Raw genomic sequence first — 16,774 nt, 5'->3', positions numbered from 1 at the left:
TAGTTAAAAGGTGGCTTCCAGCGACACGCTGAAGGTACGTTCTTCCCCGACGTTGTAGTACGGCGTACTGGCCTTCACACCGTCATAAGGCACTGCGTTGAAGGTGGTGGTACGCACCGAAGTCAGGTACTCCTTGTCGAACAGATTGCTGATGCCAAAGCGCAACGCCGCACTCTTGACGATCTTCTTGTCCACCGGCAAATACACCCCTGCCGCCAGATCGACCACCGTGCGGCCGCCGATCTTCTCGTCGTTGGTCAGGTCACCGTAGAACGAACTGACGTATTTACCACTGACGCTGCCGTAATAACGGCTGTCGTCATAACCCAGCGTCATGTTGAGCAGGTTTTTCGGGACGTTCGGCACCTCTTTACCGCTACTCGGTAACGGCAGGCCATTGCTGACAATGTCGCTCTTCTGTTTGGATTGGGTGTAGGTATACGAGGTGTAGTAGTTGAAGTTATGCGGCAACTGACCGCTCCACTCCAGCTCCAGCCCTTTGTTCTCAACGTTGCCGATGTTCATCATCTCGTAGTCACCGGCCGGGTTGGTGGTGGAGATTTGACGATCGCTGTAGCGCATGTAGAACAGCGTGGCGCTCATCAGCATGTCTTCCTGCTGGAAACGCCAGCCCAGCTCATGGTTCCAGCTCAGCTCCGGTTTGGTGCTGATCGAGTCGCCCACGTTGTACAGCACGTAGTTTGGCGGGGTACGCATGTTACGCGTCAGGTTGTAGAACACCTGGTTTTCCGGGTTCAGCTTGTAGCTGGCGCTGAAGTTCGGCAGGAATTCATGGTATTTGGCATCACGCTTTTCCGGCACGTTATACAGGCTGCCCTTGTTATCCCCTTTTCGTTCAACGTACTGATAGGCCAGTCCGCCGACGAAGGTCCAGTCCGGCGTGGCAAACCAGGTATCCTGCAGCCACACTTTTTGTGCCGGGGTGATGGTGTACTGATTACGCCCCTGCACGGTGTTGCCATTGGCGTCCTTCACCTGATCGGAACCGCCCGGTTTGCCCGAGAGTTGTTCAGGGTTACCGTCGTCCTTGATGCCGATAAACGGCTGGGTCTGCGACTGACGCGCGCGTTCATACCAATAACCAATATCCAGGCTGTGCTGATCGTTGATATCCCACTTCAGCTTGGTGGTGATACCCGGCCGCCAGGTCTGGGTCCAGGATGGACGGTAATAGGTGTTGGACTTCAAATTACTGAGATCGTACTGACCGGCCTTATCCGACGTATTGGACAGCACCGAAGCAGTTTGCCCGCTGAAACTACCGCCGTTACCCCAGTAGTAATAGGGTTGCAGGGTCAACGCCAGGTTGTCACGCAGTTGCAGCTTCTGGGTGAATGACAGGGTGAAGGTGTCAAACGGATTACGGTTAAGTTTGTAGTACTTGTTCAACTGGCCCTTGCTGTTGTATTCCGGCGTAGCAGAGTAGTCGTTGGCATAGCGGCCGTCATTTTCAAACTGCGCCTTGCTCAGGGTGCTGTAGTTGACGTTATTCTGTTGGTTGTACTTCATGATCAGGTTGCTGCTGTTGCCGTTGCCGTCCTCATACAACGAGTTCATTTCGAACTTGTTGGAGTACTCGCGCCCTTCCCCGCGCCACTTTTTCGCCTCGGTGTGTGAGTAGGAGATCCAGTTGCTGAAGCCGTTGTACTCACCGGTCTCCAGACGCGCAAAGGTTTTGCTCAGGTTGTTGCTGCCCAGCGTCTGTTTGATGAAGCCGCCGAAATCTTTCGCCGGACGGCGCGTCACCATCCCGATGTTACCGCCGCTGGAACCGATATGCGGGCCGTCCACCTCAGAGGAACCCTGGGTAACGAATATCTCTTCCAGGTTTTCCGAATCGCCCAGCAGGTTCGGGTACACCGCATAGTTGCCGGAGTCGTTGATCGGAATACCGTCCATCGACAGACCGATTTGATCGGAGTTCATGCCGCGCATGGTGTAATCAACGCCGCTCAGGCCGCTGGCGTCGTTACTGTTGACGTTCAGGCCCGGAGTGTATTTCAGTTTGTCGATGGCGTTGGCCGCCGCCGGCATTTTATCCATCGCCTCTTTGGTGACGGTAGAGCGCGACTTGGCGCTGTCGTCCTGCACCATCATGCCACCACCCAGCGACTGCCCTTTGACATTGATGGTACCGACGTCGGTCGAGTCCGCCGCCAGCGCCGTACCCGGCAATATCGCCGACATCACTGCCAGATAAATCCCAGATCGATTGAAAGATTTCATTGTTTCCATCCCATAAAAATCAAACTGTTATGCCAGGCATCAAGGAGCCTGATAATTGAACGTGGCTGAAAATCGTTTTGTTGTTTGCCCGTTGAAAGCCTCGCTTGGGAACGGCTTCACCTGGCTGATGCTTTGCAGACTGCTCAGCGCCGCGCGGTTAAGCAGCATGCTGGTGGCCTTATTGGCGATGCCGGACGAGAGCACCCGACCGCTGCGATCGACCTCCAGCCAGACTTCGACGTTGCCCTGGGGCCGTTCAAGCGATGCCTGCCGACCGCTGGGGTAGCGCTTGCGCTGCTCCAGCTCACGACGCAACGCCTGCAGATAACCGTTTTCGATCGCCTGCGTATTCACTTTCGGGGCTGCCGGGGCTGCCGGAGTAGGTTGTGTCGCCGGCTTGCTGACCAATGCTCTGGGGGCGGTTGGGGCCGCGACGGGTTTGGCCTTTTCCACCGGCCTGGCTTTTTCTTTCACCGGTTTGGGCTTGGGTTTCGGCTTGGGCACCGGCTTGGCTTCGATAATCGGCTCCGGGGCCGGTACGACCGGCTCAGGAATAGCTTCCGGCTCCGGCGGCGGGGGTTCGGGTTGTGGTGGGGTTTCCACCGGTGGTTCCGGCTGAGGTTCAGGATCCGGTTCGACCAGCGCCAGCTCCATGGTGGTTTCGTCATAGCGCGGCTGAATTTTCAGCGCCGCCTGTTGGCTGGCAAACAGCACGCAGCCCACGACGATCAACGCCGGTAACCAGCTGAAAAGGTGACGTGAACGATAGAGCAGATACATGTCACAGCTTCCGTGTGGCGATAGAGACGGAGTAGAAACCGCCCTGGCGCAGGTTATCCATCACCGCCACCAGCCGCTCTACCGCGACGCCTTTGTCGCTGTTGACGATAATGGTGGTGGTCTGGTTTTCCTGCTGCTGTTGCTTCAGCGTGCTGACCAATGCGCTGAGCGCCAGCGGTTGACCGTCGAGTTGCAGTTGATCTTCAGCACCCAGCGTAATGATCGCCTTCTTCTGTGGTTTCAACTGCTGGGCGCTGCCGGCGGACGGCAACTGGGTTTTCAGCCCAAGGGCTGGGATCACGTTCAGGCTAATCAACACAAAAAACACCAGCAAAAACATCATCACGTCGATCATCGGGATCAGTTCGATGTGCGCTTTGTTCTTTTTCGGCTCGTTCCAGTTACGCATGGCACTCCCTCCCAAAAGCAAAGCAGCCAATATAGAGAGCCTATGTTTACCTTTTGTTACGCTTGTGTGATCTTATTTTCACAACGCACATCATTTGAGAGAATTTTCCCAGCGGGTAACGGGTCAGAGGGGTTTTATAACTGGTTAATTGGATATGATTTTTAATGGAATAATGACGACGGGGAACTTATAACGGTTAATGCATAGGCAGGTAGTTTGTGATTATCCTGACACTTTATAGCAAGATCTTCAGACCGTGCTTTTGCATCAGGACTTCGGAGGAGGAGTTCACACAATTAATGGCGGATTTGTGCCAGGTCATCGGCCGTCAAACCGGTCATTTTCATTACCGAGTCGTGGTCGATGCCGTTCGCCAGCATGGCGCGGGCAACGGTAAGCTTTCCTTCAAGCACGCCTTCTTGACGCCCTTTCTCAATACCTTTCTCAATACCTTTCTCTATACCTTTCTCGATACCCTTTTCGATACCTTTCTCGATGCCCTTTTCGATACCTTTCTCGATGCCCTTCTGTTCAAGCTGTTGTGCAATAGTCATTAGTTCATCCCCATGTTGCGGTACCCGCAGTGCCAATTCGCGTACAAAGGCTTCAGCATCGGACGCTTCTCCGGCCAGAAGAATATAGTGTACCAGCGAAATCACCTGTGGCGAAGACAGATAGCCACTCAGCAGGATGGTGGCAAGTTTGTCAGTCAGCTCTGCCAGGTCTCGTTGCCGAATATGTTTCTGCAGCAAGGTCAGTGCGGCCATGCTGCGATGGTCCATGATCTCGTTATCAGGGATAACCGTCACATCAACCAGCGGAAATTCGGCTGTATAGAGTTTTCCCGCCAGTTCCGGATCGTAAAACTCCCGCAGCCAGTTGGTGGAATAAGGATAAGGAGTGCGTTTGCCGGTATAAAACAGGACAGGTATCACCAACGGCAGTTTTTTGTGACCGGCATCCAAGTGTCTCTGCATAGCCGCTATTGCATACCGGATTAGCCTGAAAGCCATGTGTTTATCGGGGGTAGACTGATGCTCAATAAGTACGTGGATATAACCATCATCCTCAGTAGTGGTTTTCAGGCTGTAGAGCACATCGCTGAAATACTGGCGAAGGTCATCTTCAACGAAAGAACCGGATTCCAGTTTCAACGTACTGAGGTCGCAGATGGCACGCAGTTCTGGCGGAAGATGGAGCTCCATAAAATCGCGGGCAATCTCCGGCTGCGTCAAAAATTGACGAAATGCCGCATCGTGTGGCGTTGGCGTTTTGTTTTTCTTTTTCATTCCCAGATAGCCTTTGCGTATTATTTGATTCCACACTATCATAAGCAACTGCCGGGTTATATTATCGACCATGGTAAGATGAACGTGTAACACAGAACTTAATGCGAGATAACACCATGAATTAAAATGGAAATATAGATAAACTTTAAAAGTTAATTCTAGAAATAAATGTATTAACCTGAATTAAATCAGCATGATTATATTATTTAAAAATAGGTTAATCATGGTTGTTCACCTTTGTTATATAAATATCACCCAACGGTAAGAAACATTTAAAATATAACTACCCTTTCCACCGGGCGACAATTTACTTACTTGAGAGATAAATCTTTTTGTTTCAAATAACAGCCATAAAAAAAGACGCCCGCAGGCGTCTTGTTTGCAGCACTGATTTAATCAGTTCACTTTAACCGGCATACCGGAGCGGGCTTTCATCGCCGCGTCCACTTCACTCTGGTTAACGGCAGCATCCATCATCACTTTGCCCACTGGCGCAGAGATGGTCAATGGCACCGGATCTTTCGACTTCAGCTGTTCTTCGTTAGCGGAAAGTGGGTTGTGCACTTCCAGGTAACGGGAACCGTCCGGCTCAACGCTGGCTTTGATCGGCTCGTTGATGAACTGCACGCGGGTACCGACCGGCACGTTGTCGAACAGGAACTTGATGTCGTCAGCACGCAGACGCACACAGCCGTGGCTTACGCGCAGACCGATACCGAAGTTGGCGTTGGTGCCGTGGATCGCGTACAGACGACCGACGTACAGTGCATACAGACCCATAGGGTTGTCCGGACCGGCCGGGAATACCGCAGGCAGGATCTCACCGTCAGCGGCATATTCTGCGCGCATCTTGGTGGTTGGCGTCCAGGTTGGGCCGTCTTTCTTACGTTGCACGGTAGTGGTCCAGTTCAACGGGGTGTCTTTGCCCAACTGGCCGATACCGATTGGCAGCACGATCACCGTGTTGGTGCCTTTCGGGTAGTAGTACAGACGCATCTCGGCACTGTTGATGACAATGCCTTCACGCGGAGCGTCCGGCAGGATCAACTGCTGTGGGATGGTCAGGGTGCTGCCGGCCTTCGGCAGGAACGGATCCACACCCGGGTTGGCTTCCAGCATATTGCTCAGGCCCATCTGGTATTGAGCGGCAAAGCTCTCCAGCGGCAGCTTGCTGTCTTCCGGTACGGTGATTTGGATGTTCTCACCCACCAGACGGCTGTCTTTGGCAGGTAAAGGATAGACAACGGCGAAGGCAGCTTGGCTGAATACCACCAGTGCCGTAAACAGGGTTAGTAACGCGCGAATGCTCATTTTCATCTTCGTGTTGGTTGTGGCCACTGGCAGTTATAGGTTATTTCGGCCATGAATGACCGGATGCGCATTATATGTGCACATCGACCTAAGTGTGAAACATTACCGGCGCAATATCGAACTTTTTTGTAACCTGGTGCGGCACGAAGAGGTGTAACTGTGAAAACCGCCGCTAAAGCGCGGCGATTGCCGGTGATATTCTGCGAATGGGGATCAGGTATTCACAGCGGATCGCCGTGCCGCCGGCGCTACAAACGTCACCTGCCGCGGGATAGAAACGCTCGATATCCTTACCCGGCCGCCGAACGGCTTTCATCATTGGCATCGCGGTGTCGTACAGGCGGGCGATAAAGTTTTGTAACTCTTCTACCTGCCCCTGATAGGCAAAGCTGGCGTAATCGCCCTGCTCGATCAGGACAGCTTCGCCTTCCGCTCGCTCGTCCGCCAGTGCCAGAGTATAAGCCATGCGTTGCCCACCGCGTAGCCTGCTGTCTGCCTCCAGGCTGGTGAGACCATAGACCACCGACGACGACTCGGTCTCCATGGGGAGCATCTGACGCCAGGCGTGCTGACGCAGCTCATTTTTCGAATGCAGCAGTTGCCCCAGCGTACAGCTACGGTGCTGGGTACACCCGACCAATTGCATCGCCGGCAACGTAATGATCTCCGCCTGCGGCAATGGCCCTTCCATCAGCCGCAGCGGCGGCTGCATCCCCTGTCCTGACCAGTCCGTACTGCGGCGGTAACCGGCCGGCGGCATACCGAACTGCTTTTTGAAACAGCGAGTGAACGTCTGCTGAGAGTCAAACTGGTACTTGTCGGCAATGAAGGCCACACCGTGGCTGGTGAGCCGAAGTTCACGTGCGGCAGCCGTCAGTCTTCTGCGCCGGGCGTAAGTTCCCAGGATCTCGCCGGTTAACTCTTTAAACAGCCGCTGCAGGTGCCATTTGGAATAACCTGATTTAGCCGCAATATCATCGAGCGTCAGCGGCTGGTCGAGGTTTTGCTCGATCCAGGCCAGCAGTGCCGTAATCACCTGTTGCTGATACATACCGCTTCCTCAGAGTGCGAAAACCAGCGCTCACTGTATCGGTCGCCGCGCTAGACCACATTGCACAATCAGGACATAATGTTTTTCAATTACGCCAAACTGAGAATTATTCTCATGACCTTTATCACCGAGCCTCGTTTCGATATCGATCAGGTGCCGCGCGCCATTTTTGCCGTGCAGGGTTCCACCATTGATAAAGATTGGGAGATCACCCATCACCGACACCGCAAGGCACAGCTGATTTATACGGTGCGCGGTATGGTCCGTTGCGAGGTGGAAAACGGTCTGTGGCTGGTGCCGCCTCAGTGTGCTCTGTGGATGCCCAGCAATGTGCTGCATAACGCACAAGGGGCCAGCGCCAGCGAATGCTACTGCCTGTTTGTCGATCAGGATGCTATCGCCGGGTTACCAACCCAATGCTGCACACTGGCGGTATCCCCACTGCTGCGTGAGCTGCTGTTCCAGGCCAGCGGGTTCGAACAGCTGTACGACCAACAGGGGCCCGAAGGACGCCTGGCCAGCGTGTTGCTGGATCAATTGGTCAAAGCGCCGGTTGAGAACCTGCACCTGCCGGTCTCCAATGATGCACGCATTCGTCAGTTAACCGAGCGCCTGTTGGCCAACCCGGCAGACAAGGCGACGCTCAGCCAATGGGCGCAGCGTATTGGCATGAGCGAACGCTCGCTCAACCGCACGCTGCAACAGCAAATGGGCATGAGTTTTGGTCACTGGCGGCGACAATTGCACGTGGTATTGGCGCTGCAACGGCTGACCCAGGGCGATAGCGTGCAGCGCGTGGCGTTGGATTTGGGTTACGAGAGTGCCAGCGGCTTTGTCACCATGTTCAGAAAAGCGGTAGGCAAACCCCCGGCGCGTTATCTGGCGGAGAAAAACGCAGCGGATCGGGCACAAGGGACCGGGATCGTCATGTAATGACGAACACTGCCCCAACTAAAAAGTTACTGCGCCAACCAGCCGCCATCCATATTCCAGGCGGCCCCGCGCACCTGCACCGCCGCGTCACTGCACAGGAATAACGCCAGTTCGCCCAGTTGTTCCGGCGTCACAAACTCTTGCGAAGGCTGTTTCTCCGCCAGCAGGTCATTGCGCGCCTGCTGTGGATCGGTTCCGGCGGCAATCCGCTGGTCAATTTGCTGCTGTACCAGCGGCGTCAGCACCCAGCCGGGGCAGATGGCATTACAGGTAATCGCGCTGCGGGCGGTTTCCAGCGCAATGGTCTTGGTCAGCCCCACCACGCCGTGCTTGGCCGCCACATAAGCGGCCTTGTCTTTGGACGCCACCAGCCCGTGCACCGAGGCAACATTGATAATGCGCCCCCAGCCGCGCTCTCGCATGCCCGGCAACGCCAGACGGCTGGTGTGAAACACTGACGACAGGTTAATCGCGATAATCGCATTCCACTTGTCGGCCGGGAAGGATTCCAGCGGAGAAACGTGCTGAATACCGGCGTTATTGACCAGAATATCGGTGCCGCCGAACTCCAGCTCGACATAGCGCATCAGGTCGGCAATCTGCTGCGGATCACTGAGGTCCGCGCCGTGGTAGCCGGGCGCAGCGCCCAAACCCGCGATATGTGCCCTCGCCTGCTCCACTTCGCCAAAACCGTTGAGGATCACCTGGGCGCCCGCGGCGGCCAGACTGGAGGCCAGCCCAAGACCGATACCGCTGGTCGAACCGGTCACCAGTGCAGTTTTACCTTGTAAATTCATGTTATCGCTCCTTTAAACAATGCCGGTCAGGTAGAACACGCCGATCACAAACAGCACTGCGGCGCTCTTGATCAGGGTGATGGCAAAGATGCCGCCATAGGCTTGTCGATGGCTAAGGCCGGTGATCGCCAGCAGGGTGATCACCGCGCCGTTATGCGGCAAGGTGTCCATGCCGCCGCTGGCCATGGAAGCCACCCGGTGCAGCACTTCCAGCGGGATCTGCGCGGCGTGGGCGGCAGCGATAAAGGAATCGGACATCGCCGCCAGCGCGATACTCATGCCGCCGGAGGCCGAGCCGGTGATGCCCGCCAGCAGCGTTACGCTGACAGCCTCGTTCACCAGCGGGTTGGGGATGGTCGCCAGCGCCTTCGACAGCACCAGAAACCCCGGCAGCGCCGCGATCACCGCGCCAAAGCCGTATTCCGAAGCGGTGTTCATCGCCGCCAGAATCGCCCCGCCGACCGCCGTTTTACTGCCCTCCGCCAGCCGCCCGCGAACGTTACGGAAACCAAAAATCAGCACCAGCAGAATACCCGAGACCAGCGCCGCCTCCACCGCCCAGATGGCGGTGATCTTGCCGATCTCGGTGGTGATCGGCTTGGCCAACCCCGGCAGTGTCAGCTCGTGGCTAACGCCATACCACTGCGGGATCCAGTGGGTAAACCCCAGGTTCAACAACCCGACCAGGATCAACGGCATAATGGCGATCAGCGGATTGGGCAAATTGATATTGTCCGGGGTTTCAGGCTCATTCAGCAACTCGGTGCCGTAACCTTCGCCCCGTAGCTGCGCCTTGCGTCGCTGGCGTTCAAGATAAAACAGGCCGACCGCGATGATAAACAGCGAGCCAATCAGCCCCAGCCAGGGTGCGGCCCAGGCGTTGGTACCGAAAAAGCTGGTCGGGATGATGTTCTGGATCTGCGGCGTACCGGGCAGTGCATCCATGGTGAAAGAGAACGCCCCGAGCGCCACCGTCGCCGGGATCAGTCGTTTGGGGATACCGCTCTGGCGGAACAGCTCGGCGGCGAAGGGGTAAACCGCAAACGCCACCACAAACAGCGAGACGCCGCCGTAGGTCAGCAGCGCGCAAACCAGCACAATCACCGGAATGGCATGGCGACGGCCAAGAATGTTAATCGCCGCGGCCACTATCGAACGGGAAAACCCGGACAGCTCAATCAGTTTGCCAAACACCGCGCCCAGCAGAAACACCGGGAAATAGAGTTTGACGAAGCCGACCATCTTTTCCATAAACAGCCCGGTGAAGGTCGGGGCGACCGCGCCGGGATCGGTCAACAACACCGCGCCCAGCGCGGCTATCGGGGCAAACAAAATCACGCTGTAGCCGCGATAAGCGGCCAGCATCAGGACTCCCAGTGCTGCCAGGGCAATCAAAACGCTCATCATCACTCCCTATTGCCCTTGATGTCTGAACAACTCCAGCCATGTTGAGCAACTCATTATTGTTGTTGGGTGCGGTTAAGGTTTCAGGGCGAAACGCAGTTGGTGCGCCCGCCGCTGTTGAATGCGTTCCCTGCGTGCTTCATCCCAGTGATAAAACCCCTGGCCGCTGCGTTGGCCAGTGTTGCCCTGACGAAGCTGTTCCTCCACCAGTGCCATCATCTTTTCATCGGTCGCCAACTCTGGCAGCAAGTGGCGGGCGATATCCGCCACCGTCTCCAGCCCGGTCATGTCGGCGGCCTCCAGCGGCCCAACCATCGCGTAGCGCCGCCCAAGCGAAGCTCGCATCACCTGATCCACCACCTGTGGGCTGGCGATGCCGCTTTGCACGATGTACAGCGCCTCGCGCAGTAGCGCAAACTGCAGCCGGTTGCCGACAAAACCCGGTGCGGCGCGATCCAACAGCACCGCTTCCAGCGCCATGCCACTCAGTAACTGCTGCACCGCGGCCAGATGGCGGGGATCGGTGGCGCTGCCGGGCACAATTTCCACCAGCGGGATCAGGTGGGGCGGGTTCCAAAAATGGGCGATCAGCAAGCGCTGCGGATGGATCATCCGCACTGCCAACTCGTCCGGCGGCAGGCCGCTGGTGTTACTGGCGATCACCGCGTCGTCGGCAATCAGCCCTTCCAGTTGTTCATATAACGCGTGCTTGAGCGCCAGGCGTTCCGGGATCGCCTCTATCAACAGCCGGGCGCGGGCCAGATCATTGAGATCGCCGGTCACGCTCAGGCGCGCCAGCACCGCCGCCTGTTCCGTCGCTGCAAACTGCCCAACGTCGGTCAGTTCCGCCAAAATACTGCCCGCGACCGCCGGGACTTCCGCCAGCCGCTGCGGATCCGGGTCGTACAGCAGGATGTCATGACCATGGCGGGCGAAATGGGTGGCGATGCCAATCCCCATCAGCCCGGCGCCAAGCACTGCATAGTCAGGTGAATGCATAGCTTCCTCCCAGATAATCAGCCGCGCTCGACCGCCAGCGCCACGCCCTGTCCGCCGCCGATACACAGCATCGCCAGCCCCTTATTGACCTCACGCCGCTGCATCTCGTGCAGCAGCGTGACCAAAATGCGGCAGCCGGAAGCGCCAATCGGGTGCCCGAGCGCTATCGCCCCGCCGTTAACATTGACCCGGGCGCTGTCCCATTCCAGTTCGCGGCCCACGGCCAACGCCTGCGCGGCAAAGGCTTCATTGGCCTCGATCAGGTCTACCTCGCTCAGCGACCAACCGGCATTAGCCAGACAGCGACGCGCCGCCGGTACCGGGCCAATGCCCATGATCGCCGGATCAACGCCCGAAGCCGCATAACCGGCAATGCGCGCCAGCACCGGCAGCCTGAGCTCGGCCGCCTTCGCCGCACTCATCAACAGTACCGCCGCCGCACCGTCGTTAATCGAGGAGGCATTACCGGCAGTCACCGTGCCGTCCTGGCGGAACGCCGGACGCAGCCGGGCCAGACTCTCCAGCGTGGCGTCAGCGCGGGGCTGCTCATCCGACGCCACCCGCAGCGGTTCGCCCCTGGGTTTGGGCACCGCTACCGGGGTGATTTCCGACGCAAAATGCCCGGCCTGCTGCGCGGCCTGGGTTTTCTGTTGTGACCGCAGCGCAAACTGATCCTGCTCGCTGCGGCTGATGGCGTATTTCTCTGCCAGATTTTCGGCGGTGATGCCCATGTGATAATCGTTGAAGGCATCCCACAGGCCGTCCTGGATCACGCTGTCGATCAACTGACCGTGGCCCAGACGCAGCCCGGCACGCGCGCCGTTGATCAGGTAATGCGACTGACTCATGCTTTCCTGCCCCCCGGCGATAATCACTTCGGCGTCACCACAGCGGATCGCCTGCACCGCCAGATGGATCGCCTTCAGACCCGAACCGCAGACCTTATTGATGGTCAGCGCCGGTACGCTATAGGGCAGCCCGGCGTTCAGCGCGGTCTGACGTGCCGGGTTCTGGCCACAACCGGCCGTCAGCACCTGCCCGAGGATCACTTCATCCACCTGATCCGCTGGAACACCGCTGCGCGCCAGTAAGGCCTTCACCACCACCGTGCCCAACTCCACCGCCGACAACGTAGCCAGTGCGCCCTGAAAACTGCCAATCGGCGTGCGCGTGGCCGCCACAATCACCACCTGTTGCATGGTTTTCTCCTTGGGTAACGTCATCAGAAGCGCATCTCCGGCACCTGGGCGGGTACGATCAGCCGACCGGCGGTTTTGGCGACAATCTCTTCCACGCTGACGCCGGGGGCACGTTCGCGCAGCACAAAAGCACCGTTCTCAATTTCCAGGTAGGCCAGATCGGTCAGAACCTTGCGAATGCAGTGGGCTCCGGTCAACGGCAGCGTGCAGTGCGGTAACAGCTTGGACTCGCCACTCTTTGACGCGTGGGTCATCACCACGATGATATTTTCCGCGCCTGCTACCAGGTCCATCGCACCGCCCATGCCCTTCACCAGCTTGCCGGGGATCATCCACGAGGCAATATTGCCCTCAACGTCCACCTCAAAAGCGCCCAACACGGTGAGATCAACATGGCCGCCGCGGATCATGGCGAACGACTGCGCCGAGTCGAAAATCGAGGCGCCGATACGGGCGGTCACCGTTTGCTTGCCGGCGTTGATCATGTCGGCGTCCAGCTCTGCCTCGGTCGGAAAACCGCCCATGCCCAACAGGCCGTTTTCGGATTGCAGCATCACGTCCATGCCCGGTGGTACATAGTTGGCCACCAGCGTCGGAATGCCGATCCCCAGATTGACGTAGTCGCCGTCACGCAGTTCTTGTGCCACGCGCTGCGCCATTTGTTCACGGGTAAGCATCGGGTTCTCCTCAGGTCCGCAGGGTGCGCTGTTCAATGCGCTTTTCGAAACTGCCCTGGATCAGGCGGTCGACGTAGATACCGGGGGTGTGGATCGCCGCCGGATCCAGTTCGCCCGGCGCGACAATTTCTTCCACCTCCACCACGGTGATCCGCCCGGCGGTGGCCATCAGCGGGTTGAAGTTCTGTGCGGTGTGGCGATAGATGACATTGCCGAAGTGATCGGCTTTCCAGCCCTTGATGATGGCGAAGTCGCCGGTGATTGCCTGCTCCATGATGTAGGGGCGGCCGTTGAATTCGCGCACTTCCTTGCCTTCGGCTACCGGGGTGCCGTAGCCGGTGGCGGTGAAGAACGCCGGAATACCGGCTCCTCCGGCGCGGATTTTTTCCGCCAGCGTTCCTTGCGGTGTCAGTTCCACCTCCAGCTCGCCGCTGATCGCCTGTTGCTCGAACAGCGCGTTCTCCCCCACGTAGGAGGCTACCACCTTGCTGATCTGTCGATTTTCCAGCAGCAGGCCGAGACCAAAGCCGTCGATGCCGCAGTTGTTTGATACCACCGTCAGGCCGGTCACTCCCAAACGACGGATCTCATTAATCAGGTTTTCCGGGATGCCGCACAGGCCGAAACCGCCCGCCAGCACCGTCATATTGTCCGTCAGGCCTGCCAGCGCTGCCTGGTAGCTTCCGACGCGTTTATCGAGCCCTGCCATTCGCTGCCTCTGAGTGTTCTGTAGCAATGGGCGGTATACCCCTGCTGGTGTAAAGGCATCATCAGGTCACAAAAATGATTTGTTAATTTTGTTTTTGTGCCCCATTGATTTAGAATTTTTATTAATCAATTGTTAATAGCTGTTTTCAAAAGAGTTAAATAATTCAAAAATGAAAATGAGCATCAAACAGTTACGCGCGTTTTTAGCGGTAGCTCACACTCTTAACTTCGCCCAGGCGAGCGAACGGCTGAATATTTCGCAGCCGGCGCTGAGTCTGGCCATTCGCGGGCTGGAAGACGCGTTGGGGGGACAGTTGTTGCTACGTACCACGCGCCGCGTGGCGCTGACGCCGGAAGGGGAGAGCTTCTTCCCGATGGCGCGCCAACTGCTAGCGGACTGGGACAATGCGGAAGAGGCGATGCACCAGCGCTTTACCCTGCAAATGGGTAAGGTGGCCATCGCTGCCATGCCTTCATTCGCCGCTAATCCGCTGCCGCCGATCCTGAAAGTGTTTCGCGATCACTACGCCGGGATCAACGTGGCAGTGCACGATGTGATTAACGAGCAGGTGTTCGAGATGATCCGTGAAGGCCGGGTAGAAATGGGCATCGCCTTCGAACCGGAGCCCAGCGACACCCTGCACTTCACCCCGTTGTGCAACGATCGCTTTGTGGCGGTGGTACCGAAGGATTCGCCGCTGGCAGGCCGGGCGCAGGTGAGTTGGAAAGAGCTGCTGACGCTGGACTTTATTACCCTGCAACGCCCTTCTGCGGTGCGTTTGCTGCTGGAACAAACGCTGGCCAAAAGCGGCAGAACGCTGGAGGTGGCATTTGAAAGCCACCAGTTGGTGACGGTCGGGCGCATGGTGGCCAACGGGCTGGGTGCCAGCGCGGTACCGGCGCTGTGTGAACAACAGATGGGCGAGCTGGGTGCCACCTGCGTGCCACTGTTCGGCCCGGTGATCGAACGGCGAGTCGGGTTAATCCGCCTTGCTCAACACCGTTTGTCTTCGGCGGCCCAGGCGCTGGCCACCGTGATCGAACGGGAAATGGCCGCGGCCCCCTCCTCCACACTGTGATTTTCACCCCAGCCTTCACTGAAATAACTCCCATTCTCAATAAATAATGATTATTATTCGCAAGCATAAAGCCCGGTGCGCCACGACGTGACCGGCAGGACTTTACCTTCAATTCGATGATGAGCTTTCTTGGCCTCAGAGCAACGGCTCTGCGGCGATAGGCTTTTTAACTCCATGGAGAGGTTATGAACTCTGCAACAACTCGCAACCGTCGTTTCGGCGGGCGCACGGCTTTCCCACTGCTGTTACTCACTTCAATGCTGTTTTCCGCCCCGCTGCTGGCTCAGGGCGAGCCAGAACTGCTGCGTAAACCGGTCGGCAAAGGTGCTTATGAGATGGTCTACAGTCAGGGCGAGAACGCGCTGTACCTGGCCACTTCGCAAAGCCGCAAGCTGGATAAAGGTGGCGTAGTCTATCGTTTGGATCCACAAACGCTGGATATCACCCAGATTATTCACAACGACATCAAACCTTTCGGTGCGGCCATTAACAGCAAAACCGACACGCTGTTCTTCGGCAACACCACCAACAACTCGGTGACCGCCATCGACGGCAAAACCGGTGAAGTGAAAGGCCGCCTGGTGCTGGATGCGCGTAAACGCTCCGAGACGGTAAAGCCGTTAGCGCCGCGTGAACTGCTCGCCGACGCCACCACCGATACCCTGTATATCACCGGGCTGGGTGAATCCAGCGTGGTTTGGGTGGTTGACGGCAAGGATCTGACCCTGCGCACCACCATCACCGAGACCGGTAAATACGGCACTGGTCTGGCGCTGGACGCCGCTGCCGGCCGTCTGTATGTGACCAACGCCGACGGCGAACTGGTGACTATCGACACCAAAACCAACAAGGTTGTCAGCCGCAAGAAACTCGATGAGTCCAAAGAGCACTTCTTCCTGAACATCAGCCTGGATCCAGCCACTCACCGCGCCTTTATCACTGACTCCAAGCAGGCGCAGGTGCTGGTTGTCGATACCCGCGACGGCAAAATTCTGAGCACGATCGAGGTACCGGAATCGCTGGCGGTGCTGTTCAACCCGACGCGTAATGAAGTCTACGTGACCCATCGCCAGGCCGGTGAAGTCAGCGTGATTGACGCCAAGAGCTACAAGCTGCTGCAGACGATCAAGACGCCAACCCACCCGAACAGCCTGGCGCTGTCACCGGATGGCCAGACGCTGTACGTCAGCGTCAAACAGGCTTCCAGCCGTGAGAAAGAAGCCACAGATCCGGATGACGTGATCCGTATCGCTTTGAAATAACACCGACAGGCGTAAGGGCTAAACCGGTAGGGGTCGAACATGTTCGACCCGACTTAACCCATTGATTATGCAATAGGGCGCAGCATGCAACGCCCCTACCACGAAGACCTTTAATGCCAGTCAGTTAAGCCTGACTGGCATTTTTATTTCCTTCGATCGATTCCACCTCATTCATCCTGAGCCTGAATGGCGGCTACGGCTTACCCACCAACTCATCGGCGTCCTGGGTCACCGCTTTTTTGGTCGCACGCTGGTAAAGGCACAGCTCTTTACCTGGCTTGTTGTGCATAAACGCCTGCGGGTAACGGCCACTAATCAGCAGCGCCGAGTAACCGACGTCGTCGCCATAATGAATAATGCTGCCAGCGGCTTTGGCACCTTTCAGTCCGCTGGCTTTCAGACAGGCCGCTTGCAGCGCTTTATCGCCGCTGGCCCAGGCGGCTTCGGACGACGCAGCGGCATTGAACGCTGTGATGGCGGCGGCAAACACGATTAAGGCTCTGATCATGGATTTTCTCCGGAATAACCAAGTTATCCGCAGTATATGCAACCGTTTATTATCTAGCCATCAGACAGTGACTCACTCTTCCCAATCCCTTTTCCGCGTCCCCAGTGGGGCGCTGCCGCAC

16 protein-coding genes are annotated in these 16,774 nt (G+C 57.2%); 3 read left to right on the top strand and 13 right to left on the bottom strand.

Annotated elements, in window-relative coordinates; genetic code table 11:
* Positions 1 to 3: 3 nt before the first annotated feature.
* The 6 genes from NHG65_RS02595 to NHG65_RS02570 form a co-directional block, all read right to left on the bottom strand.
* On the bottom strand, positions 4 to 2,247 hold the full coding sequence (locus NHG65_RS02595) for a TonB-dependent receptor family protein (protein WP_499182917.1): 2,244 nt from the start codon (positions 2,245 to 2,247) through the stop codon (positions 4 to 6).
* 39 nt (positions 2,248 to 2,286) lie between these two features.
* Positions 2,287 to 3,027, bottom strand: a complete 741-nt coding sequence (locus NHG65_RS02590; protein ID WP_499182916.1) for an energy transducer TonB family protein — start codon at positions 3,025 to 3,027, stop codon at positions 2,287 to 2,289.
* Between the two features lies 1 nt (position 3,028).
* Positions 3,029 to 3,436 carry an ExbD/TolR family protein gene (locus NHG65_RS02585; RefSeq protein WP_012005055.1) on the bottom strand — a complete coding sequence of 136 codons (408 nt, stop codon included), beginning with the start codon at positions 3,434 to 3,436 and terminating at the stop codon, positions 3,029 to 3,031.
* A gap of 296 nt (positions 3,437 to 3,732) precedes the next feature.
* Positions 3,733 to 4,725 carry an Rpn family recombination-promoting nuclease/putative transposase gene (locus NHG65_RS02580; RefSeq protein WP_499182915.1) on the bottom strand — a complete coding sequence of 331 codons (993 nt, stop codon included), beginning with the start codon at positions 4,723 to 4,725 and terminating at the stop codon, positions 3,733 to 3,735.
* A gap of 396 nt (positions 4,726 to 5,121) precedes the next feature.
* Positions 5,122 to 6,042: a L,D-transpeptidase family protein gene (locus NHG65_RS02575; protein WP_207977975.1), complete on the bottom strand. Its 921-nt coding sequence runs from the start codon at positions 6,040 to 6,042 to the stop codon at positions 5,122 to 5,124.
* A gap of 166 nt (positions 6,043 to 6,208) precedes the next feature.
* Positions 6,209 to 7,087 (bottom strand): helix-turn-helix domain-containing protein, encoded by an 879-nt coding sequence (locus tag NHG65_RS02570; RefSeq protein ID WP_207977977.1) that lies wholly within the window; start codon positions 7,085 to 7,087, stop codon positions 6,209 to 6,211.
* Between the two features lie 114 nt (positions 7,088 to 7,201).
* Here NHG65_RS02570 and NHG65_RS02565 point away from each other — a divergent pair, with 114 nt between their 5' ends.
* Positions 7,202 to 8,020, top strand: coding sequence for an AraC family transcriptional regulator (locus tag NHG65_RS02565; protein WP_499182914.1), 819 nt, complete (start codon positions 7,202 to 7,204; stop codon positions 8,018 to 8,020).
* Positions 8,021 to 8,046: 26 nt separating this feature from the next.
* On the opposite strand, the gene NHG65_RS02560 is transcribed toward NHG65_RS02565, so the two are convergent.
* The 6 genes from NHG65_RS02560 to NHG65_RS02535 all read right to left on the bottom strand — a co-directional run bounded on the left by NHG65_RS02560 (position 8,047) and on the right by NHG65_RS02535 (position 13,805).
* Complete coding sequence (locus tag NHG65_RS02560) at positions 8,047 to 8,817, bottom strand: 3-hydroxybutyrate dehydrogenase (protein WP_413478194.1); 771 nt, start codon at positions 8,815 to 8,817, stop codon at positions 8,047 to 8,049.
* A gap of 12 nt (positions 8,818 to 8,829) precedes the next feature.
* Positions 8,830 to 10,224, bottom strand: coding sequence for a GntP family permease (locus NHG65_RS02555; RefSeq protein WP_198404428.1), 1,395 nt, complete (start codon positions 10,222 to 10,224; stop codon positions 8,830 to 8,832).
* A 72-nt stretch (positions 10,225 to 10,296) separates the two neighbouring features.
* Complete coding sequence (locus NHG65_RS02550; protein ID WP_207977987.1) at positions 10,297 to 11,220, bottom strand: 3-hydroxyacyl-CoA dehydrogenase family protein; 924 nt, start codon at positions 11,218 to 11,220, stop codon at positions 10,297 to 10,299.
* Positions 11,221 to 11,237: 17 nt separating this feature from the next.
* The gene (locus NHG65_RS02545) at positions 11,238 to 12,419 is read right to left on the bottom strand and encodes an acetyl-CoA C-acetyltransferase (protein WP_499183456.1); all 1,182 of its coding nucleotides are present in this window, start codon (positions 12,417 to 12,419) and stop codon (positions 11,238 to 11,240) included.
* Positions 12,420 to 12,442: 23 nt separating this feature from the next.
* The gene (locus NHG65_RS02540; RefSeq protein ID WP_261257117.1) at positions 12,443 to 13,096 is read right to left on the bottom strand and encodes a CoA transferase subunit B; all 654 of its coding nucleotides are present in this window, start codon (positions 13,094 to 13,096) and stop codon (positions 12,443 to 12,445) included.
* A 10-nt stretch (positions 13,097 to 13,106) separates the two neighbouring features.
* Positions 13,107 to 13,805, bottom strand: coding sequence for a CoA transferase subunit A (locus NHG65_RS02535; protein ID WP_499182913.1), 699 nt, complete (start codon positions 13,803 to 13,805; stop codon positions 13,107 to 13,109).
* Between the two features lie 169 nt (positions 13,806 to 13,974).
* Between NHG65_RS02535 and NHG65_RS02530 the strand changes: the two genes are divergently transcribed.
* On the top strand, positions 13,975 to 14,883 hold the full coding sequence (locus NHG65_RS02530; protein ID WP_207977991.1) for a LysR family transcriptional regulator: 909 nt from the start codon (positions 13,975 to 13,977) through the stop codon (positions 14,881 to 14,883).
* A 185-nt stretch (positions 14,884 to 15,068) separates the two neighbouring features.
* On the top strand, positions 15,069 to 16,145 hold the full coding sequence (gene yncE, locus NHG65_RS02525; RefSeq protein ID WP_499182912.1) for a 7-bladed beta-propeller protein YncE: 1,077 nt from the start codon (positions 15,069 to 15,071) through the stop codon (positions 16,143 to 16,145).
* Between the two features lie 193 nt (positions 16,146 to 16,338).
* On the opposite strand, the gene NHG65_RS02520 is transcribed toward yncE, so the two are convergent.
* Positions 16,339 to 16,653 (bottom strand): hypothetical protein, encoded by a 315-nt coding sequence (locus tag NHG65_RS02520; protein ID WP_499182911.1) that lies wholly within the window; start codon positions 16,651 to 16,653, stop codon positions 16,339 to 16,341.
* Positions 16,654 to 16,774: the final 121 nt, after the last annotated feature.

The organism is Serratia myotis, assembly GCF_027474885.1.
Classification (GTDB): Bacteria; Pseudomonadota; Gammaproteobacteria; order Enterobacterales; family Enterobacteriaceae; genus Serratia; species Serratia proteamaculans.
Note: the sequence above shows the minus strand (reverse complement) of the source record. Positions and strands in the feature narration are given on the sequence as shown.

Coding starts and splice junctions, on each gene's coding strand:
- NHG65_RS02595 (WP_499182917.1), bottom strand. CDS start 2,247: ATGAAATCTTTCAATCGATCTGGGATTTATCTGGCAGTGATGTCGGCG.
- NHG65_RS02590 (WP_499182916.1), bottom strand. CDS start 3,027: ATGTATCTGCTCTATCGTTCACGTCACCTTTTCAGCTGGTTACCGGCG.
- NHG65_RS02585 (WP_012005055.1), bottom strand. CDS start 3,436: ATGCGTAACTGGAACGAGCCGAAAAAGAACAAAGCGCACATCGAACTG.
- NHG65_RS02580 (WP_499182915.1), bottom strand. CDS start 4,725: ATGAAAAAGAAAAACAAAACGCCAACGCCACACGATGCGGCATTTCGT.
- NHG65_RS02575 (WP_207977975.1), bottom strand. CDS start 6,042: ATGAAAATGAGCATTCGCGCGTTACTAACCCTGTTTACGGCACTGGTG.
- NHG65_RS02570 (WP_207977977.1), bottom strand. CDS start 7,087: ATGTATCAGCAACAGGTGATTACGGCACTGCTGGCCTGGATCGAGCAA.
- NHG65_RS02565 (WP_499182914.1), top strand. CDS start 7,202: ATGACCTTTATCACCGAGCCTCGTTTCGATATCGATCAGGTGCCGCGC.
- NHG65_RS02560 (WP_413478194.1), bottom strand. CDS start 8,817: ATGAATTTACAAGGTAAAACTGCACTGGTGACCGGTTCGACCAGCGGT.
- NHG65_RS02555 (WP_198404428.1), bottom strand. CDS start 10,224: ATGATGAGCGTTTTGATTGCCCTGGCAGCACTGGGAGTCCTGATGCTG.
- NHG65_RS02550 (WP_207977987.1), bottom strand. CDS start 11,220: ATGCATTCACCTGACTATGCAGTGCTTGGCGCCGGGCTGATGGGGATT.
- NHG65_RS02545 (WP_499183456.1), bottom strand. CDS start 12,419: ATGCAACAGGTGGTGATTGTGGCGGCCACGCGCACGCCGATTGGCAGT.
- NHG65_RS02540 (WP_261257117.1), bottom strand. CDS start 13,096: ATGCTTACCCGTGAACAAATGGCGCAGCGCGTGGCACAAGAACTGCGT.
- NHG65_RS02535 (WP_499182913.1), bottom strand. CDS start 13,805: ATGGCAGGGCTCGATAAACGCGTCGGAAGCTACCAGGCAGCGCTGGCA.
- NHG65_RS02530 (WP_207977991.1), top strand. CDS start 13,975: ATGAAAATGAGCATCAAACAGTTACGCGCGTTTTTAGCGGTAGCTCAC.
- yncE (WP_499182912.1), top strand. CDS start 15,069: ATGAACTCTGCAACAACTCGCAACCGTCGTTTCGGCGGGCGCACGGCT.
- NHG65_RS02520 (WP_499182911.1), bottom strand. CDS start 16,653: ATGATCAGAGCCTTAATCGTGTTTGCCGCCGCCATCACAGCGTTCAAT.